Annotated in this window: 17 protein-coding genes and 3 CRISPR repeat arrays; of the genes, 11 read left to right on the top strand and 6 right to left on the bottom strand. The window is 67.9% G+C overall.

Going from position 1 to position 19,153, the window contains the following annotated elements; translation table 11 throughout:
- The first annotated feature begins 175 nt into the window (after window positions 1-175).
- A CRISPR array of direct repeats spans window positions 176-1,363; the repeat unit is 29 nt; unit sequence CGGACCACCTCCGCTCGCGCGGAGAGAAC.
- Between the two features lie 297 nt (window positions 1,364-1,660).
- From AH6_RS03635 to AH6_RS03650, 4 genes are all read right to left on the bottom strand, one after another.
- Entirely contained in the window at window positions 1,661-1,933 is a 273-nt protein-coding gene (locus AH6_RS03635; RefSeq protein WP_067473420.1) for a hypothetical protein, read from the bottom strand.
- 386 nt (window positions 1,934-2,319) lie between these two features.
- Window positions 2,320-3,339 carry an endonuclease/exonuclease/phosphatase family protein gene (locus tag AH6_RS03640; RefSeq protein WP_067473422.1) on the bottom strand — a complete coding sequence of 340 codons (1,020 nt, stop codon included), beginning with the start codon at window positions 3,337-3,339 and terminating at the stop codon, window positions 2,320-2,322.
- Between the two features lie 13 nt (window positions 3,340-3,352).
- Window positions 3,353-4,171 carry an SAM-dependent methyltransferase gene (locus AH6_RS03645; protein ID WP_067473424.1) on the bottom strand — a complete coding sequence of 273 codons (819 nt, stop codon included), beginning with the start codon at window positions 4,169-4,171 and terminating at the stop codon, window positions 3,353-3,355.
- Window positions 4,171-4,437 carry a hypothetical protein gene (locus tag AH6_RS03650; RefSeq protein WP_067473427.1) on the bottom strand — a complete coding sequence of 89 codons (267 nt, stop codon included), beginning with the start codon at window positions 4,435-4,437 and terminating at the stop codon, window positions 4,171-4,173. Before AH6_RS03650 ends, AH6_RS03645 begins: the two co-directional genes overlap by 1 nt.
- Window positions 4,438-4,772: 335 nt before the next feature.
- Here AH6_RS03650 and AH6_RS43335 point away from each other — a divergent pair, with 335 nt between their 5' ends.
- Window positions 4,773-5,081, top strand: coding sequence for a hypothetical protein (locus AH6_RS43335; protein WP_157431237.1), 309 nt, complete (start codon window positions 4,773-4,775; stop codon window positions 5,079-5,081).
- Between the two features lie 5 nt (window positions 5,082-5,086).
- On the opposite strand, the gene AH6_RS43340 is transcribed toward AH6_RS43335, so the two are convergent.
- Window positions 5,087-5,644 carry a hypothetical protein gene (locus AH6_RS43340; protein WP_157431238.1) on the bottom strand — a complete coding sequence of 186 codons (558 nt, stop codon included), beginning with the start codon at window positions 5,642-5,644 and terminating at the stop codon, window positions 5,087-5,089.
- A 139-nt stretch (window positions 5,645-5,783) separates the two neighbouring features.
- Window positions 5,784-6,089, bottom strand: a complete 306-nt coding sequence (locus AH6_RS43345) for a hypothetical protein (RefSeq protein WP_157431239.1) — start codon at window positions 6,087-6,089, stop codon at window positions 5,784-5,786.
- Between the two features lie 354 nt (window positions 6,090-6,443).
- Here AH6_RS43345 and AH6_RS03665 point away from each other — a divergent pair, with 354 nt between their 5' ends.
- From AH6_RS03665 to cas2e, 10 genes are all read left to right on the top strand, one after another.
- Complete coding sequence (locus AH6_RS03665; RefSeq protein ID WP_067473434.1) at window positions 6,444-7,715, top strand: helix-turn-helix transcriptional regulator; 1,272 nt, start codon at window positions 6,444-6,446, stop codon at window positions 7,713-7,715.
- Window positions 7,716-7,724: 9 nt separating this feature from the next.
- Window positions 7,725-8,285 carry a GNAT family N-acetyltransferase gene (locus AH6_RS03670; protein WP_067473439.1) on the top strand — a complete coding sequence of 187 codons (561 nt, stop codon included), beginning with the start codon at window positions 7,725-7,727 and terminating at the stop codon, window positions 8,283-8,285.
- A gap of 158 nt (window positions 8,286-8,443) precedes the next feature.
- Window positions 8,444-8,899: direct repeats of the CRISPR family, unit length 29 nt; unit sequence CGGACCACCTCCGCTCGCGCGGAGAGAAC.
- Window positions 8,900-9,069: 170 nt separating this feature from the next.
- Window positions 9,070-11,922, top strand: a complete 2,853-nt coding sequence (locus AH6_RS03675) for a CRISPR-associated helicase/endonuclease Cas3 (RefSeq protein ID WP_067473442.1) — start codon at window positions 9,070-9,072, stop codon at window positions 11,920-11,922.
- Between the two features lie 274 nt (window positions 11,923-12,196).
- The gene (casA, locus tag AH6_RS03680; protein ID WP_067473445.1) at window positions 12,197-13,711 is read left to right on the top strand and encodes a type I-E CRISPR-associated protein Cse1/CasA; all 1,515 of its coding nucleotides are present in this window, start codon (window positions 12,197-12,199) and stop codon (window positions 13,709-13,711) included.
- 38 nt (window positions 13,712-13,749) lie between these two features.
- Complete coding sequence (gene casB, locus AH6_RS03685) at window positions 13,750-14,337, top strand: type I-E CRISPR-associated protein Cse2/CasB (RefSeq protein WP_067473447.1); 588 nt, start codon at window positions 13,750-13,752, stop codon at window positions 14,335-14,337.
- A complete protein-coding gene (gene cas7e, locus AH6_RS03690) occupies window positions 14,337-15,518 on the top strand; it encodes a type I-E CRISPR-associated protein Cas7/Cse4/CasC (protein WP_067473451.1) in 1,182 nt (393 codons plus the stop codon). Before casB ends, cas7e begins: the two co-directional genes overlap by 1 nt.
- On the top strand, window positions 15,515-16,321 hold the full coding sequence (cas5e, locus tag AH6_RS03695) for a type I-E CRISPR-associated protein Cas5/CasD (protein WP_067473453.1): 807 nt from the start codon (window positions 15,515-15,517) through the stop codon (window positions 16,319-16,321). Before cas7e ends, cas5e begins: the two co-directional genes overlap by 4 nt.
- Window positions 16,318-16,959, top strand: a complete 642-nt coding sequence (gene cas6e / locus AH6_RS03700; RefSeq protein ID WP_067473455.1) for a type I-E CRISPR-associated protein Cas6/Cse3/CasE — start codon at window positions 16,318-16,320, stop codon at window positions 16,957-16,959. Before cas5e ends, cas6e begins: the two co-directional genes overlap by 4 nt.
- Complete coding sequence (gene cas1e / locus AH6_RS03705; protein ID WP_067473457.1) at window positions 16,956-17,918, top strand: type I-E CRISPR-associated endonuclease Cas1e; 963 nt, start codon at window positions 16,956-16,958, stop codon at window positions 17,916-17,918. Before cas6e ends, cas1e begins: the two co-directional genes overlap by 4 nt.
- A 1-nt stretch (window position 17,919) precedes the next feature.
- A complete protein-coding gene (gene cas2e, locus AH6_RS03710) occupies window positions 17,920-18,234 on the top strand; it encodes a type I-E CRISPR-associated endoribonuclease Cas2e (RefSeq protein WP_067473458.1) in 315 nt (104 codons plus the stop codon).
- Window positions 18,235-18,270: 36 nt separating this feature from the next.
- Window positions 18,271-18,855: a CRISPR direct-repeat array (repeat unit 29 nt; unit sequence CGGACCACCTCCGCTCGCGCGGAGAGAAC).
- Window positions 18,856-19,153 lie beyond the last annotated feature (298 nt).

The raw sequence follows: 19,153 nt of genomic DNA on the forward strand, positions 1-19,153 counted from the left end.
TTGGTGTTGGCATGGCAGTCGTGCAGATTGATGAAGTCAATCTGCACGACTGCCATCGGGACCTCTCAGGTCCTGTCGACGTGCTGCGGTTGGTGGCGCTGGTTGGGCGCCGTGGTCAGTCCGCAGCGCGGACCAGGAGAACGAACTATCCGCGCTGCTTACCGGTAACCCATGAGGGATCACCTCCGCTCGCGCGGAGAGAACCAGAACGCCGCCGGAGTCCTCAAGGCCGAGGGCGGACCACCTCCGCTCGCGCGGAGAGAACGCCAGCGAGATGGCGGTGGGCACCGCCGAGACCGGACCACCTCCGCTCGCGCGGAGAGAACGGTCTGGAGGACGTCGAGCACACCGGCCGCCACGGACCACCTCCGCTCGCGCGGAGAGAACCACCAGGGGGCGCGCGCGGGCTTGGGGGGCAACGGACCACCTCCGCTGGCGCGGAGAGAACTGGTGTAGCGGATCGTGGGCTTGGCCATGGCGCGGACCACCTCCGCTCGCGCGGAGAGAACGTCGTGGGGGTTTGCCCTCAATGACCTGGGGCCGGACCACCTCCGCTCGCGCGGAGAGAACAGGTCAACGCGATCACGTATCGCGTGCAAGAACGGACCACCTCCGCTCGCGCGGAGAGAACGCGCCCGCGCTGTGCAGCCCCACGAGACCCGGCGGACCACCTCCGCTCGCGCGGAGAGAACAGCAGCCACACCCCCATGGGGAGCGGCCCGAGCGGACCACCTCCGCTCGCGCGGAGAGAACTGCTGCATGGCGTAGTGACCGCCGCCGCTCACCGGACCACCTCCGCTCGCGCGGAGAGAACGAGCCGGCCGTGGTTGACTCGCTCGCCGTCATCGGACCACCTCCGCTCGCGCGGAGAGAACTTCGCGGGAAGCTTCCCCCTGGCCGGTGTCAGCGGACCACCTCCGCTCGCGCGGAGAGAACGGTTTCACCTCGCCGGTGTCGCGGTCGACCTGCGGACCACCTCCGCTCGCGCGGAGAGAACACCGTGAGTCACACGAGAACGCCGTTAAGGCACGGACCACCTCCGCTCGCGCGGAGAGAACTGTGAGGCGGTGTCGCACGATGCGGCCGTGATCGGACCACCTCCGCTCGCGCGGAGAGAACCGGGCGTACCGCGCTCGACACCAACGGGCGCGCGGACCACCTCCGCTCGCGCGGAGAGAACGGCGGCCGGACCCTGACCGGCGTGGCGGGGATCGGACCACCTCCGCTCGCGCGGAGAGAACCGTGCCCTCGGCGGTGATGATCAGGATCGGGTCGGACCACCTCCGCTCGCGCGGAGAGAACGGCGGCGCCAAAGCCGCGGTCGGCACGCTGAACGGACCACCTCCGCTCGCGCGGAGAGAACCCTTCACGACCTGGGCTTATATGTGGGCGTTATTGATTTGAGACCTTGATGCTGGGGCGGCGGTCGGAGGTAACATGCGGGGAGGCTAAGGCATGGCGAGCGATTCTGTCAGTCGCCCCTGACGCAGCCGGTGCGGTGAGGACCTCAGACTCATCCCAGGAGTTCGGCGACGTCTGAGAGCGATCGCAGGCAGCATTCAGATAGGACAGGACGTCGGCAGGCTGCGCCAGCTCGATGCGATGACCGGTCATCCGCACCACGGCATGGTCGACCAAGGCATCGTCGGCGGCGCGCGGCCTACAACGTCGGCACATAGTGCTGCTGCGTGTAAGCGGCGAGGTTGGTGACGTCGGCCGTAGCGTCCAGCAGCGCCAAGCGCAGTTTCCCGTCCGGCGCCTGGAAGATCATGCCGGTGGCGTGGTTGAGCAGTTCGGAGATGCGGCGTTGCAGGCGACCGCCCGCGCCATGCTGATAGAGCCAGCCGCGATAGGTCTGAGCAAGGTGGCGCACCTGCTCCAGCTGGCCTGGGATGATCTTGTCGGGGTGGGACAGGTGGTCCGCCAGCGGCACCCCGCCAGGACGAACCCGGTGGCGGTCATACTGGCGAGCATCTGATGGTCGTTCGTGTCGTCCTCCTCCCGCCCGCGCCCCGTCGCGGACGGGCCGACGGCCGGGAACGGAGCCTGAGATGGCCACCAGCAAGAGCACCATCAAGCCGAACGCGGCCGCCGTGCGCGCTGAACAACCGCATCGCGGTCTACGCCGGAACCGGCGTGGCGAAGGGCGCGCCCACCACCGGTAGGGGCATCGGCGGCGGGCCCCGCCCGTGCGAACCCGCGGCTCGTGCGTGGTGTGTGGCGCCGCGAGCTCGAACATTCGTCACCGGTAGCCGTGCGGTATGGGCGACGCTCACCGCGCCGAGGTACGCCCGGATCGAACGGCTGGTTGGCGAGCATTTATCCGTGGGGTAGGCCGGTCATGAGAGCGATCCGTTCTAGTTGAGGGGAGGAGAGGTCGAACTCGGCGGTGATGCGTTTGTGGTCAGAGTCGGCGTCAGGCCGGGTGGGGTCGAGAGGCGGGAAGACGGTGTAGGAGCCGGGTACATAGGCTCCGGCTGCGAGCTGGTTGACCAACATCCGGTCCACGGCACGAGGCGCGGACCCGTTGACGCGGGGATGCTGGGTGGGGGTGTAGTCGCACGCCATCTCCGCGACATCGAGATAGCCCAGGCCGCCGACGCGGCGGCCGTCTACCCTGCGATGCCGCAAGGACGCGAGCAGGCGGGCCAGAACGCAGGGGGACTTCCAGTACCCGATCAAGTAGTCCAAGGCGCGGGTGTCATGGACAAGCGGACCGCCCTGGGCGGGCCCGTGCTGGAACAGAGCCCGGTAAGAGCGCTGCATGGGCAACCAGTCCACGCGGGGGTCGTTGAGGTCGTCGGGCACCCACGGCCCGGAGGGCGTGGAGTTGAAGTCGCCGACCAGGAACGTCGGGGCATCGTGCCTTGAGAACCGGTCGAACCGCCGGACCTCGCGCAGGCGTTCATCGCCGTTGTGGATGTCGAGGTGGACCACCACCAGCCGGAACTGGACGCCGCTGCTGACGTCGGTGGCCAGCAGTGTGTTGTCGGTGCGGGCGGCGGCGTCGGGCAGCAGGTCGTCGTACCACCGGTTGACGATGATCTGAGTGGGGTCCACCAGCAGCATCGGCGCGAACGGGCCGCCCCGGTCGGGCAGGCGGCCCCACAACGGTTGATACGGCGGGCTTCCGACGCTGCGGAGTGCAGCGATCGCTTCCCAGGTGCATTGGCCGCCGTTGAACCGGTACCGGTCGGCCTCCCCGAGAGCGAGGACACCGGGCCAAGCGCCGACGCTCATGAGGCGCAGCAACTCGCCGTAGTCGGGGGCGCCGCCATCGCCGATGTAGTTGGCGGCATGGCGGCCGCCATGCCGCCAGTTGACGTAGTCGATCCGCACGGCCGATGCCTCTCTAGGTCCTGTCGGCGTTCTGGGGTTTGGTGGCGATACCGGCCAGGACCGGCAGGGCGCGGTCGGCGGGGGTGGCTTGGCGGCGTGGCCAGTCCACAGCGCGGCGCAGGCCCGGCTCCTCGACGTCGAGGCCGTCCAGCAGTGCGAAGATCTGGTCGCGGTCGCGTCGGGTCCAGCCGGGGAAGGCGCGGGTGAGGATCTGGGCGGCGGGGGCGAGGTCGGGCACTGCGTGGTGGTGGGAGATGACCAGGTGGCTGCCGGGTGCGAGCAGGTCACGGATCGGGGCTAGGACAGCGGGGTTGGGCATCTGGTCGAGGACGCCGCCGGTGGCCAGGACCGCGACGGGCTGCTTCCAGTCGATCAGGGACTTGATCTCGTGGCTGCACAGGATGGAGGCGGGGTCGTTCAGGTCGCCATCCACGACCCTGACGGCGGAGTTGAGGCCGTTCCGGGCGCGGATGTAGCTGGCGACCATGGGGCAGTTGGCCACGTAGACGACGCGACATTTGCGCACGAGGTCGTGGGTGACGGCCTGCCCGGGACGGGGCAGGAGCGGCGCCAGGTCGATGAGCTGGGTGAGACCGCGCCTGACGACGCGGCGAACAGCGCGCTCGTGGAAGCGCCGCTCGACGCGGAGCAGGTCCGGCATCTGGGGGTAGGCGCGCAGGAGTACGTCGGCGAGCGCGCGGTCAGCGTCGAAGTTGTCCTTGCCGCGCCGCAGAGCGTCGATCGCGCGCGCGTACTGAGCGGTGAACGGGTCGAACCCTGGGATCTCCGGCAAGGGGGCGGAGAGCAGCTCCTCGGGAGCGGCCTGGAGCATCACGAACGCTCCCTGTGGTTCGGGCGGGGGTCGGCCGCCGCTAGGCGCTCGCGGAGTTCGTCGGGAGTCTCGGCGATCACCACGCTGGTCTGGCCGTGATCGTTCACCGCGCCGTCGTCGCCGATGGGCAGGGGCTCGCGGACGCCCCACCAACGGCCTCGGTCGGTGGGGATGATCTGCCAGCCGGGGAACTGCTCGCGCAGGCTGGCCTTGACGGCGGCGGTGTCGGCGGTGGGCGGGGCGGTGGGGGCTGGATGAGGGGGCATCAGGGTGTCCTCGGCCGGTGCGGGATCAGTGAGGTGGAAGACGTGGCCGGGGGCATATTCGGCATCCCCAGGCCATGTCTCTTAGAGGGGGTCGCCGCCCAGCCCTGCGGGGATGGGCCGGGCGGCTCCTCCTTCAGCTGCCTCTTCCCGAGGGCAGTGCCACGCCCGGGATCTGCCGTCCCAGGGTGGAAAAGTGAAGAGCCACCGATCAGTGGGAAAGGGCGGTTCTCCACGAGGTCGTCAGAGAGCAGGGTTGCAGGGGCCCGGCCCACGAACCGCAGAACCCGGACGGCGGTCGGGACGTCGGTGACGGGCGCGATGGTGCGATTGCGGGTGTGGAGGTGCGCGAAGTGGGCGTCGCGTACAACGACGAAAAACGGGGAGTCGGGTTGGCCAGCGGGGTGGGTGTGGAGCACGACCTGCCGACCGTGTGGACGGCGGCGTCCCGGTACGTTGCGCAGCTCTCTCCACTGGCCACGCTTGAACTCGCCAAAGGCGATCGTCCAGCCGCGACACCTGAGGGCGAGACCCAGCACCCACAGGTGGTCGGCGTCGGTCAGGGGAGGAAGAGAATGGTCTTCTTGTTCAGGGCCGCAGCCCTGGCCGACGGCGTTCCGCCGCTTGGTCTGAATCCGGTTCGTTAGTCGGTTCACGTGCCGGTCCGGGGCTTGGCCTTGGGGCCGGTGGCGAAGGAGAGGGCGCGGGCGGCGACCGCCCCGACCTCGTCGGTATCGAACTCGACCTCGTGGGTGTCGGATGGTGGATCGCCCCAGTCGTGGCAGAACCTGACCTGACGAGGGTCGTCGGGATCACGTCTACACGTGATGGTGCCGGTGAGGCCACGAGAGCTTCCGGCGAGGGCGAAGACACGGAGCTGGTCACCGTGCACGGAGCCTTTGACCAGACGGATGGTGAGGCCGTGGCGGGCCAGCTCCCCAGCGACGGCCGTCAGGTAGTCGCGGGGGGTGATGTAGTTGTTCTTGACCGTCCACTCGATGAGGGTTTGGGCGGCGGCGACCAGGTATTCATCGAGCTCGGCGCGGCCGATCCAGGCTTGGTCGCCGCCACGGATCCGGTACCACAGGTGGTCGCCGTCGATGGGCCTGGGCTCACAGCCGACCTCGGCGGTGGCCCTGCCAGGGTGCTTCGGATACACGAAGAGCGAGTGCGGCTGGGTGACGACGTAGAAACCGAACTGCTCTAGCACGGCTTCGATTGCGGTGAGCCGTTCAGCGGCCCGTTCAGAGGCCGCGTTGTCCTGCTGGGGGGCAGACATCATTGCGTGCGTCCTAACGCAGTGCTCTGGGGCGCCAGCCGGCGTGCGCAGGCGACCGTCGGTGTCACAGCTATGCGACCTCTTCCGCGACGGTGAGGGCGACGAGCACCTTGTCGGCGGCGCTGGCGAGGTCATCGACGTGGCCGAGCATGTCGCCGTCGGACCAGCAGAAGACGGGACGGTCGTGGTGGTCGTGGCTGACCAGGATCGTTCCGGTCAGGAGCGCCTTGCCTCGTACGTCAACCAGATGGGGATTGGTCACGTGAAGGAGTGGGAGTTCCTGCTCGTCGTCGCGGTCGGCCGTGAGCGGTGAGGCCGTCAATCGGGCGGCCAGTGCGTCCAGGCGCGCTATGGCGTCTCGGCGGGTGCCGTTCACGGTCCCTCCCAGGTCGGATGGAGTGGTGTGTGCCAGCTAAGCCCGCGGGGAGATGGGCGGCCAGCACCAAAACGGAACGTGACCAAGCGACTGCTTGGTTCCGTTTTGGAACATTCACACGTGGCGGGCCGCTTTTCGACGCACTACCGTGAAATCACGGAGCGCTTCAACCCCTGACTCTTAGTGCCTGGAGTGGCCATGCCACGCGCGTCACGCCTGTGCCTTGCATGCCGGAACACACTGTTGGCCTCTGACAACCGCGAATCACTGTGCGGGCCGTGCCAGCGTGCCGCTCGCGTGGACGGGAGTCGGGCACCGGCTTGGCTGTGGGACTCAGAGCCGTTCAGAAATGCGTTGGCCCGCCAGGACCTCGGGGCGGCGCTGGCGGAGTTCCGGTCCGCGGTCGGCCTGACGCAGGAACAGATGGCCGAACTGGTGCCGGGGTGGACGCGGCTTCGAGTAACGCGAATTGAGTCGGGAGAGCGCAACACGTTGTATGACATCCGCGACTTGCTGGGATGGGTGGACGCAATCGGTATGCCTCGTCAGGCCCTTGCGCCGCTCATCTTGGGTACACCGGATACAACGTGGCATTATTCCCATTTGGAAGAGACTGTGGATCGCCGAACCTTCAACGCCAGCGCCCTGGCGCTGGCGGCAAGCGCACTGGCTCCGGCCGCACCACCCGAACGGGTGGGAGCTGGGCATCTGCACCTACTGCGCCGCTCGCTTGAGCATCTGTATGCCAGGGACTGGACGGTCGGTGGCGGCAGCGTCCTGTGCGACGCGATGCGCTTGTTCGCACAGACGCGGAACATGATCGACGAGAGCGACTATCCCGAGCAGGTCGGTCGGGAACTGCTGGCCGTCGGCGCGAACTTCGGCGTCTGCGGTTCTTTCGTCGCCTTCGACGCCGGTGATCTGTCGTTGGCCCGGCGCTTGGTCCAAGAGGCGCGGACGCTGGCTGATGGGGCCGGAGACCCGCTGTTGAGCGCTCACGTATTCGTGACGATGGCTCTGCAATCAACGACGCTGGCCCGGCAGAGCGGCAGGCGGGGACCGGCGCGGGAGTCTCTGCGGCTTTTGAACCAGGCAGAGTGTGCGGTCGGCCGCCAACCTGCCCCACGGCTGTATGCGCTGATCCAGATGCGGCGGGCCCCAGCGGCGGCACTGGTGGGCGATACTGCGCTGGCGAGGCAGTCCCTCGCAGCCGCGCGCCGGGAGCTGGAGCGCGCCGACGGAGGCGGCGTGGACCCTGAGTGGTTCGCGTTCGTGACCCCGACCGAGATCGATGGTCACGAAGCACGTTCGTTGGCCGACCAGGGGCGGCCGGCCGCCGCAGCGGTCTTGTACGGGCGCGCGGTAGAAGACCCGTCGCTTCCGCAGCGCAACCGGGCTTTCTATCGGGCGGTGGAAGCCCAGATGCGCCTACGGGACGGTGACGTTGATGCGGCCCTGGAGGTCGGCGACGACGCGCTGAAGGCGCTAGAGGGCCCGGTGCGTTCGATGCGGTCGTTGGAAGCGTTGCGGCCGGTTCGGGAGAAGGCCGAGACCAAGAGGCCCGAGTTCGCGGAGCGGTTCGACGCGGCGGCGGCGACGATGGTCAAGGAGATGCGCGGCGGATAGCGTCGTGGGATGACCGATCGCCCCGAGTTGACGTTCCGCAGGTTCGACGCCCTGGCGGCCCGCGAGGTCCGCGACGTGGTCCAGGACATCTACGTCGGGTCCTACACCACCGCCATCACCTCCGGTGATCCCTTCGATTCTCCCGAGCGGTTCATGGAGCGGTTCGACGCCTACACCGGCGCGGGCCGTGGCTTCGACATGGTGATCGCCTACGCACAAGGTGAACCGGTTGGGCAGACCTGGGGGTGGCCTCTGAGCCCGAATGCCAGTTGGTGGCAGGGGCTGGAGGAGATACCCGAACCAGGGTTTACCGAGGAGACCGGCACCCGGACGTTCGCGCTGTCGGAGATCATGGTGCGCCAGACGTGGCAGGGCCGAGGAGTGGCGCGGGCTCTGCATGACGAACTGCTGCGCGGCCGCCACGAGGCACGGGCGACGCTGCTGGTGGAACCTGACAACGAGGTGGCCAACCGCGCGTACGCCGCGTGGGGGTGGAAGAAGGCAGGGCGTCTTCGTCCATCGTGGCCCGACGCGCCTCGCTTCGATGTGCTGATCCGGTCACTACGGTGAGCAAGGCCGGATCAGCGCATCCGTACCTCACTTAACATAACGCTCCGACGCGGACGGGTGTGGTGGCACGGCGGGGCTGGCCGACGCCCATGCTGCTGGAGGGCATCAAGCGTAGGTGTTCCTCCGCAACAACCTTAGGCGTGTGCGCTAACTGACTCCAGACCACCTCCACCTGCACGGAGAGAACCGTCTCACCGAGGGATTGAGCAGCCCCGACATCGGACCACCTCCGCTCGCGCGGAGAGAACGCTCGCTCGGCCGCGATGGCGGCCAGGTCGGTCGGACCACCTCCGCTCGCGCGGAGAGAACACTCTGATCGGTACCGGCAAAGCAGGCGGACCCGGACCACCTCCGCTCGCGCGGAGAGAACCCCGTGGTGTTGGGGAAGACAAGCGCGCCTATCGGACTACCTCCGCTCGCGCGGAGAGAACTCCAGGAACTCCTGCCTGAACTGGGCGTTGAACGGACCACCTCCGCTCGCGCGGAGAGAACCACGTCCCGGGCCGTCAGTCGCTGGAGGACCACGGACCACCTCCGCTCGCGCGGAGAGAACGGGGTGCGGTGTGGTCAGCCACGGAGTTACGCCGGACCACCTCCGCTCGCGCGGAGAGAACCCTTCGCGACCTGGGCTTATATCCGGGCGTTACCGATTTGAGACCTTGATGCTGGGATGGCGATCGGAGATGACATGCGGAGAGGTTAAGACCTGGAGAACAATTCTGTCAGTGGTCCCTGATGTAGTCGGTACGGTCAGGAACCTCAGCCTCATCCCAGGAGTTCGGCGATGTCTGAGAGTGATCGCGAGCAGCCTGATCCAGACGCACGATTGTGGGGCAAGGAATGCGGTCTTCCCCGCCCCTACCCGGTGCTGTGCCACCTCATCGACACGGCAGCAATCGTCGGCGCCCTCTACGACGTGTGGGCTCCCGGCATCCCAGCCTTGGCGCAGACGACGCCGACCGGAGCCAAAGAGGACATGCGGAGGCTGATCTGCTTCTGGGGCGGCTTGCACGACATCGGCAAGGTGTCGCCCTCCTTCCAGGTGCTGGCCAAGAAGCCCTACGAAGCATTGCTTCGTGAGGCGCCCGAATACGGTGTATGCGGACCCGCGTCGGCTCTCAGTCACAACGAGGCAAGCCACCGGCTGCTCGTGGAGATCTTTCGGGAGTCGGGGTACCTCAGCGGTACCAACTACCGACGCGACGTCGCGCATCAGGTCGCGCAGATGCTCGGAGGCCATCACGGGCTCTTCTGCCCGGCGATGGACAAGAGCGAGTTGGCCCATCCCCGGCAGTCGAAGGACGGTTTGGGCGAAGGGGTCTGGGAAGCGCAATCCCGTGCCCATGCCACGGTGCTTCAGCAGTTGACCGGAGCGCAGGACCCCCTCGTCGAGCATCTGCCTGTTCCGGTGATCGTCGTCGTACTCGGCATGATCATCACGGCGGACTGGCTGGCCAGTCAGGAGGCGTTCATCAGTGAACGCCTTCCGCCCCCAGGATGGGAGGCCACGCCGGACGCGATACGGGCGCACTGGGAGTGCTCGGTTGCTGACGCGCCAGGCGTCGTGCGAGAAGCTGGCCTTGGACGCGCAGAGTTCGCCGATCGCAGTTTCGGTGAACTCTTCGACTTTGACACACCGAACGCGCTGCAGGCATCGGTCGCCGACAACCTGCCTGGTCTGGTCCAAGGGCCCGGCATCCTGATGGTCACAGCGCCGCCGGGAGATGGCAAGACGGAGGTGGCCCTGCACGCGGCAGGTGTGCTGAGCCGCGCATGTGGGGTCGGCGGCCTGGGGTTCTGCCTGCCGACGATGGCGACGACCGACGCCATGCACAAGCGCGTCGCCAAGTTCGCCGGGCGCGCACTTCTAGGAGACGCGGCGCTCACGCGCGTGCACAGCATGGCCTGGCTCTCTTCGGATGCGGCAGCAGACGCGTCGGCGGCGGCCGCAGACGCTGACCCCGTGATCAGCGATCCGGCCGCATCGATCGCCGCGACACAGTGGCTCCGCGCTGGCCAGCGGGGCCTGTTCGCACCGCTGAGCACCTTCACCATTGATCAAGGTCTCAGAGGCGTGTTGCCGGTGCGCTACAACATGCTCCGTCTCACGGCCCTGGCGGGCAAGGTCGTGGTCGTGGACGAGGCGCACGCCTACGACGCGTGGATGAACGCCTTGTTGATCCGGATGCTGGAATGGCTCGGAGCCCTCAAAGCGCCCGTCGTCCTGCTCTCGGCCACCTTGACCGGCGAGTCCGCCCGAGCCCTGGTCGAGGCTTACATGCGGGGGAGTGGTCACCCAGGAATCGGAGAGATCCAGACTCGCTATCCCGGTTGGCTCTTCGGCGATGCGGTCAGCGGGGTGGTGTCGCCGCCGTACAGCGTGCCGAGCGAACGCGAGCGCAACCTGCGTTTCGAGACCAGGCAGGTTCGGCGCGACGCGGATGCAGCGCCGACCGACGAACGGCTGTCGGTGATCCGCGAACTGCTCCAGCCGCTGGTCACCGAAGACCGAGGCTGCGTCCTGGTGTGCTGCACCACGGTCCTCGAAGCCCAGGAAACCTACGCCGATCTCGCCCGATGGTTCAGCGAACTGCAGGCGACCGGTACCGAGCCACCGGCATTGAAGCTACTGCACGCCCGGTTCCGCGCCAGCGATCGTGCCCGCATCACCGAGGAGTGCGAAGCCGCTTTCGGAAAGCACGGCAAGCGTCCGCGTACCGTGCTGGTCGCCACGCAGATCGTCGAGCAATCCCTCGACCTGGACTTCGATCTCCTGATCACCGATCTCGCACCGATCGCCCTGCTGCTCCAGCGTTCCGGACGGTGCCAGCGCCACCGTGGCAGGCAGGCTGACCTGCACGAGGCGCTGCGGCCAAGCTGGCTCGATGCCGACCCGCGCATCGTCGTGCTCGATCCGATCGGCCCCGATGGCGCTTTCGAGGTCCCGAAGAGCTGGGGGACTGTCTACGACGAGTCCCTGCTCCGCCGCACCAGCCGGCTGCTGGACGAAAGAAGCGACGAGCCGATCGCTGTTCCCGGCATGGTGCAGGGCCTGGTCGACGCCGTGTACGACAGCGACTTCGTCGCACGCTTCCCCATGACGCAGGAAGCCACCGACGACCTGGCGCGTGCGGACGGCGCGCGCTTGGCCGATCATGCCGCGCAGACCCAGCTCGCCGATCTCGTCTGGATCGACGCTCCGAACGACCGGAAGCTGCGTGACCTGCGGCGGCTGAGTGAAACCAGGACCAAGGTGGACGAGTCGCTGATCGTGACGCGGCTGGGGGCCGACTCGGATCGGATCGTGTGCGCCTACGAGCAGTCCCCGGGGCGTTGGACGCTGGACGAGGAGGGCGAAGTCCCCGTTCCCGGCCTGCACGGCGAGGGACGGGTCACCGCCGCACAGGCGCGGATCATCGCCCAGTCGATGATCCCTGTTCCGGGAACCTGGGTCCGAGAGGGCGCTGAGCTGCTGGAACTTCCTCCGGCATGGAGTAACAATGCCGTACTGCGCACCTGGCGACTGCTGCCCATGCACACGGACAGCATCGGTGTATGGACTGGCCGTATGCGGTCAAATCCCTGTATCTATACGGAAATGACCGGCCTGCAACTGATGGACTTGTCAAAATCGTGATGACGCCCCTCGCGATGGATTCATTCTGTCCGAGCGTGACATCACATTGCCGGATGGACGTCGAGCCGCCCCTTCAAGGAATCATCGCCCCGAAGAAAGGGCAGCCTCCGCTTTCGTAAGAAGTAAACGTCCGCTGCGTTCTGAACTGCACCTGACGGGCGGCTCACCTCCGCTCGCGCGGGGAACACGCCTGGTGATGCGCACTTGCGCTGCCACCAGGCATGGAAAGTCAGCCTACTGCTCGGTAGTTCCGTCGGGAAAGGTGGCGTCCGCAATGGCGAAAGCCGGCTTTGACCTGGCAAGCGAGCCATGGGCCGGAGTCATCTGGCGCAACCCGACCCCCACCCAACCCTCAGCGCTCGGTTTCCGTGACCTGCTAACGCACGCACACGAGATCCAGTCGCTGGCCATCACCCCAGCGCCCGCCCTTTCCGCCGTCTACCGTCTCCTGTACGCGATGGTCGCCCGCATCGCCGGTCTGGACGAAGACTCTCCAAACGGTGAGGACTGGTTCGAGCGCCGCGAGGAAATCCAGGAACAGGGCCTCAACCCCGATGCCGTCGCCGCCTACTTCAACAAGTTCGACGGCCGCTTCGACCTCTTCGACGACAAGCGCCCCTTCCTCCAAGACCCACGTCTGGCCGACCCGGCCGTCTGCCCCAAAGCAGCCGGAGTGAACAAACTCGTCCTCGGCCGCCCCGCGGGCAACAACGCCGTCTGGTTCGGCCACCACTGGGACGCCTCCCCAGTGCCGATCCCCACGGCGGAGGCGTTCGCCTCCCTGCTCATCTGGCTCTACTACGGCCCGTCCGGGCGCTGCGCGACACGGGTCCACGACGGCACGAGCGCCGCCGACGTCTCGGCCGGTCCGCTGCGATCCAGCCTGTCCTACCACCTCGAAGGCGACTCGCTCCTGGACACCTTGCTCGCCGGTCTGCTCATCCCGGACCCCGACGTACGCGGCGACCAGGACCTCTGCCCCTGGGAACTCCCCGACCTGCCCGACCCCCTCCAAGCCCCCCACGGCACCCGGCCCTACAACGGACCGCGCTCAAGACTCACCGGCGGTTGGCAGCACGCACTCCTGCTCGTCCCCGACGAGACGGGACAGCAGGTCACCGACGCCTACATCACCTGGGGTCGCCGGACCAAACAACCCCCGACGAACGATCCCTACGTCATCCACCAGATCAGCAAGCAGGGCAACCGCTACGCCCGCCCTGCGGACGCCGGCCGGGCACTGTGGCGCGATCTGGACGGGCTGCTCCAGCTCGACACCAACAACGCCGCGCGGCCGCAACGTCCGGAGGTGTTCGGCAACATCGCGGAGATGGCGGAGTACAAGGTCCGCGCTCTGGGCTTCGAGCAGGACGGCAAGACCAAGGACGTCCAGTTCGTCTCGGCCGTCACTCCGCCACTGCCCATCAGGGTCCAGGAAACCGACCCCAGACGTGCCAAGCGCATCGGCGACCTACGCGCCTACGGCAGCGTCTACGGCTCGCGGCTCGACTTCGCCGCGAAGAAGGCATGGGCGACGCTGACGGGCAACAAGCTCGGCCGTTGCGCCTGGGGCGAGCAAGCCGCCGCCGCGTACTGGCCGGAAGCCGAAGAGATCTTCTGGCAGCGGGTGCGCGACGATGACTTCACCGAGCCCTGGAAGACCTTCCGCGCCGCCGCAATCCGAGCCTTCGACGACGTCACCCACCGGCACGTCCGTGACACGCGCAGCGCACGCGCCGTCGAGCAGGCCCGACTGGAACTGTTCGGCGGCCGCAGCAAGAAGAAGTAGCGCACCGACTGAACCCCGACCCCCTTCGGCAGGACGCCATGAGCACACAGGCTTCCCCCTCGACCTCCTACGACGACGCCCGGGACTTCATCGCGCGCGTTCACCGGCTGTGCGAGGACCCCGGCAAACAGGCCGCGCTCCGCAGTGGGCTGCGGCGTCCCCTCGACGACTGCAAGCGGATGCACGCCCTGATCGCTCCGCACGTCCGAACCGCCCGGAACAGCAACCGCGAACGCGCCTACTACGCGATCGCCGCGATGATCGCGGCGCTTCCGCCACAGGCGCGCGGGGCATCCGCCGAATCCCAAAGGCGGAACTTCGGTGTCTGCCTCGCCCAGGGCGTCGACCGGGGAACGCTGCGCGAGTCCGCCGCCGAGGCGCGCATCAACCTGCTCACCCGGCAGAGCACCGAGGGCGTGCACCGCCATCTGCCGTCCGCCGCGCTGGTACTGGCGCAGCGTCCCGCCGACGTCGACTGGGCGCAGCTCCTACTCGACCTGCGCGACTGGGACGACCGCCGCGACCGGATCACGCGCCGCTGGCTGCAGGACTTCTACCGCACCCGCTTCAAATCCGAAGAACTCGCCGACCGCCCCGACGACGCCACCCCGAACGAGGAGAACTGATGACCGACTTCCCCGGGCGCTTCCTCGAGATCCACGCCATCCAGCCCATCCCGTTCGCGAACCTGAACCGCGACGACACCAACTCGGTGAAGACGGTCACATGGGGCGGCGTCACGCGCACCCGAGTCAGCAGCCAGTGCTGGAAGCGCGCCATCCGACTCCACCTCCAGCAAGCCATCGGGGAGGAGGCGCTGCGCACGCGCCGCCTGGCCGAGCACGTCGCCGCGCATCTGGAGCAGGAGTACGGTTGGCCCGCAGACCTGGCCGAGCGCGCGGGCCGCCACATCGTGGTCGCCAGCAGCGTCGGCGCGGAACCCCCCAAGAAGAAGGGGGATGACACCGGCGACACCCGCGAGAGCTGGTCCACGGCGGCGATGGTCTACATCCCCGCCGCCGCGGTCGCCGACCTGGCCGAGCTGGCGATCCGGTACCGGGACGAGCTGGAGCAGGCCAAGGAGCCCGCCAAGTTCGAGCGCAAGCACGCGGTCGTCCCCACCGCCGAGATCGACACGATCCTGACCCGCCGCAACGGCGTCATCAACCTGTTCGGCCGCATGCTCGCCCAGGTGGACGACGCCCATGTCGATGGCGCCGTGCAGGTCGCGCACTGCTTCACCACGCACGCCACCGACGTCGAGATCGACTACTTCAGCGCCGTCGACGACGTCACCGCCGCTTGGAAGGACACCACCGGCAGCGCCCACATGGGCAACACCGAGCACAGCGCCGGAGTGCTCTACCGCTACGTCGTGCTCGACCTGGCCGACCTGCACGCCAACATCGGCGGTGACCTGGACGACGTGCGCGAACTCGCGGCCGAGCTGATCCGCGCCGTCCTCCTGTCGCTGCCGCAGGCGAAGAAGAACTCCACCGCCCCCAACACCATCCCGCACCTGGCGCACGTGACCGTCCGCGCCGACCGGCCCGTCTCCTACGCCGCCGCCTTCGAGGAGCCGGTCCGCGCCAAGGGCCACAGCGGGCACACCGGCCCCTCGACCAAGGCGCTGGACGACTACGCCGGCGCCGTCCAGAAGCTTCTCGGCGGCAACGGCCTGCGCTACAGCGCCCACGCGACGCTGGCGCCGACCGCGATCGCCCATCTCGGTGAGCGCGTCGACGCCTTCGACGACCTCATCACCGGGGCCCTGGCCGCGGCACTGCCCGCCAAGGAACTGGCGTGAGCACCGCAGGACTCCTCCTGCGTCTGAGCGGGCCACTCCAATCCTGGGGAGAGCGGTCGCGCTTCAACGAACGCGACACCAACACCGCACCGACGCGCTCAGGACTCATCGGCCTGATCGCCGCCGCCCTCGGCCGCCGCCGCGACGAGGACATCGGCGACTTGACCGCGTTGAGCTTCACCATCCGGATCGACCGGCCGGGCACCCTGCTGCGCGATTTCCACACCGTCGGCGGCGGGATGCCGCGTCGGCTCACCGTGATCACCGCCGAGGGCAAGCGCCGCAGCGCCGAGACCGCGACGCTGATCTCCGACCGCTACTACCTGGCCGACGCCGCGTTCACTGTCGCCGTCACCGCCCCCGACCCGCAGCTGCTGGACACCTGCGCCGCCGCGCTGCGCGAGCCGCGCTGGCCGCCCTACCTGGGGCGCAGGTCCTGCCCGCCCAGTGGACCGATCCTGCTGAGCACGCTCGAACACGACCCGGTGCCGCCGCTGATCGCCTTGCCCCTGCCTCGCAAGCACCCGGCGAACGAGTCGACCATCTCCGTCGAATTCCGCAGCGACACACCGTTCGACACCGCCCCCTGGCCCGGTCTGCCCGTCACCGAACAGATCTACACCGAGGCCCAGGACGAACCGATCTCCTTCTCCCCGCACCGGCGCCAGTACCGCACCCGTCCCGTTTACCGGTGCCATCTCGACCTGCCCGCCGACCAGTGCGCCGACTACGGAACCGCCTACCTCCGCAAGCTCCACGAACACCTTGCTGCCGCACCACCCAACGGGAGCACCCCCTCATGAGCACCGAACTGTTCATCACCCACATCGCCTTGGACCTGGGGCACAGGGGAGTACTCAACGACCTGCGGGATATCGGCAAGCTGCACCAGCGCATCATGAAACTGTTCCCCAACGGCCTGGGAGCACAGCCCCGCCAACAGGCCGCCGTGTTGTTCCGCCTCGACGAACTCGCCAGTGGAACAGCAGTCCTGATCCAAAGCGCACTCAAGCCCGACCTGGACAAGCTGCCCACCGGCTACGGCGTGCCCCGCTGCAGATCGCTGGCCCCGCTGCTGGACAGCCTGCGCGCCGGTGCCCCCGTCCACTACCGGATCATCGGCAACGCGACCAGCAAGCTGGGCAAGAACACCACGGCAGGCCGTCCCAAACAGGTCGTCCCTCTCCAGGGCGCTGACGCCGATCGTTGGTGGCAGCGCCAGGCCGAGAGCGCCGGCCTGCTGGTGAACACCCTGATCAGCAGCCAGCTCAGCAGCGTCAGCAGCCAACGCGGCCCAGGGCGCATGACCCACGCTCGCACTCGTTTCGACGGCACCGCCACCGTCACCGATCCGGCGGCGCTGGTCGAACGGATGAAGGCGGGCATCGGCCGCGGCAAGCCCTACGGCTGCGGACTGCTCACCATCGCGCCGGTCGCATGAGCCGACCCGCGCGGCAGCGCCTGGCCGCCCCCACCGCTGCGATGCTGCCCCGCATCGGGGACTCGCTGTCGTTCCTGTACATCGACGTGGCCCGCATCGTCCAGGACGACACCGGCGTCAAAGCGTTCTTCCAGCTCGGCGACGACGTGCGCCGCGTCGCACTGCCCACCGCGGCCCTCGGCTGCCTGCTGCTCGGCCCCGGCGTGTCCATCACCACCCGGGCCCTGTCCACGCTGGCGCGCCACGGCACCACCGTGATCTGCACAGGAGCAGCTGGCGTCCGCTGCTACGCGGCCAACGTCCCCGACTCGCTACCGACACGCTGGCTGGAAACCCAAGCCCGCGCATGGGCCGACGACGCCGAGCACAAGGCCGTCGCCCACCGCATGTACCTGCGCCGTTTCGGCGACACGGCACCCGCGACCGCCACCATCGCGCAACTACGCGGTCTGGAGGGCCAGCGCATGAAGGCGATCTATCGCCTGCTGGCCCAGCAGAACGGATTGCGCCCGTTCAGGCGCTCCTACGCCCCGGAGGACTGGGACGGACAAGACCCCGTCAACCGCGCCCTGTCAGCGGCGAACACCTGCCTGTACGGCATCGTCCACGCGGCCATCAGCGCCATCGGCTGTTCGCCGGGCCTGGGCTTCGTACACACCGGAACCTCGCACTCGTTCGTCTACGACATCGCCGACCTGTACAAGGCCGAACTCACCATCCCGCTGGCCTTCTCCCTGCACGACGCAACCGACCCTGACGGCCAAGCCCGCCGATCTTTCCGCGACGGCCTGAAGCTGTTCCGCCTCCTTCCACGCATCGTCGCCGACATCCAGACGCTTCTAGATCCTGATGACGGCACCCGCGAGGAAGACGCCGAAGAGGCGTCCGAAGAACTCGTCGACCTCTGGGATCCCGACCTCGGAAGACTCGCCGGCGGCACCAACTACAGCCAGGACTGACATGGCGACGATGACCGTCATCGCGACAACCGCCGTTCCGGACCACCTGCGCGGCGCGCTGACACGCTGGATGACCGAACCCATGCCGGGCCTCTACGTCGGCACCCTCTCGGCCCGCGTCCGCACCGAACTATGGACAGCCGTCGCCGCATCCATCAACGACGGAGCAGCGATACTGCTACACCCCGACGCCAACGAACAGGGATTCACCATCCATACGGCGGGCCAGCGCCGCCGCATCCCCATCGACTTCGACGGCCTCACCCTCATCGCCCTCAACCCTGCTGAACCAGACGATGAATCAGCAAAACCATAAGTCGCCGCAAATCAACAAGTAGCCTCCCGACAGAGCAGGCTCACTTCCGCTCGCGCGGAGAAAACAGCCGCTCGGCGAGCAGGCCGCGGAGCAGCGCCGGACCACCTCCGCTCGCGCGGAGAGAACTACTCGCCGACCAGGCTGTACTGGAACTGGGCCGGACCACCTCCGCTCGCGCGGAGAGAACAGGGGCAGGGGCGGGGGGCCGGTCTCCAGGTGCGGACCACCTCCGCTCGCGCGGAGAGAACCGAACCCTTGTACCTGGCCGCACAGTCATTCGTCCTGATCGGACCACCTCCGCTCGCGCGGAGAGAACTCGTGTTCGTCCGGGGTCATCTCCACCGTGAGCGGACCACCTCCGCTCGCGCGGAGAGAACTGACCCGAGGCCTCGGCCAGCTCGGCGGCGATCGGACCACCTCCGCTCGCGCGGAGAGAACGGGGGCGCCGGTCCGGCCGCGCGCCTTCCGCGTGGACCACCTCCGCTCGCGCGGAGAGAACGAGTACGGCGCTGGCCACCTGTCCTGGAAGGACGGACCACCTCCGCTCGCGCGGAGAGAACGACCTCACCAGCGTCGATACCGGGTCGGTGGACGGACCACCTCCGCTCGCGCGGAGAGAACCCTTGCCGACCTGCACTTATTGAGGGGCATTACCGATTTGTGACCTGCTAGTCGAGGGTGGCTGTGACATAGCCATAGCTTATGGCCTGGCGAGGGGAGGGCTATCGCCTGGTGATTGAAAGCATCGGAGTGGGTGGCGGGGCATCAGCTAGTTAGGGTGCGCTCCGTCGCCTGGTGGGAGGCGGTGGTGAAGTTGCGACTACCGGTCTGACAGCAGGGGGTTCACCTGTCGATGCCTTAGTTAGCGGCGTGTTCAATCGGGTAGATGTGGAGCCGTCGTCGGCCCCATTGGTTTGAA

Origin of the sequence: Actinomadura hibisca NBRC 15177, assembly GCF_001552635.1 — a bacterium.
Taxonomy (GTDB): domain Bacteria; phylum Actinomycetota; class Actinomycetes; order Streptosporangiales; family Streptosporangiaceae; genus Spirillospora; species Spirillospora hibisca.

What these genes read in the sequence shown, in the direction of transcription:
- casB (WP_067473447.1), top strand. Translation starts at nt 13,750, where the DNA reads ATGAGCACACAGGCTTCCCCCTCGACCTCCTACGACGACGCCCGGGAC.
- AH6_RS03645 (WP_067473424.1), bottom strand. Translation starts at nt 4,171, where the DNA reads ATGCTCCAGGCCGCTCCCGAGGAGCTGCTCTCCGCCCCCTTGCCGGAG.
- cas1e (WP_067473457.1), top strand. Translation starts at nt 16,956, where the DNA reads ATGAGCCGACCCGCGCGGCAGCGCCTGGCCGCCCCCACCGCTGCGATG.
- AH6_RS03650 (WP_067473427.1), bottom strand. Translation starts at nt 4,437, where the DNA reads ATGCCCCCTCATCCAGCCCCCACCGCCCCGCCCACCGCCGACACCGCC.
- AH6_RS03670 (WP_067473439.1), top strand. Translation starts at nt 7,725, where the DNA reads ATGACCGATCGCCCCGAGTTGACGTTCCGCAGGTTCGACGCCCTGGCG.
- cas2e (WP_067473458.1), top strand. Translation starts at nt 17,920, where the DNA reads ATGGCGACGATGACCGTCATCGCGACAACCGCCGTTCCGGACCACCTG.
- AH6_RS03675 (WP_067473442.1), top strand. Translation starts at nt 9,070, where the DNA reads ATGTCTGAGAGTGATCGCGAGCAGCCTGATCCAGACGCACGATTGTGG.
- cas7e (WP_067473451.1), top strand. Translation starts at nt 14,337, where the DNA reads ATGACCGACTTCCCCGGGCGCTTCCTCGAGATCCACGCCATCCAGCCC.
- cas6e (WP_067473455.1), top strand. Translation starts at nt 16,318, where the DNA reads ATGAGCACCGAACTGTTCATCACCCACATCGCCTTGGACCTGGGGCAC.
- casA (WP_067473445.1), top strand. Translation starts at nt 12,197, where the DNA reads ATGGCGAAAGCCGGCTTTGACCTGGCAAGCGAGCCATGGGCCGGAGTC.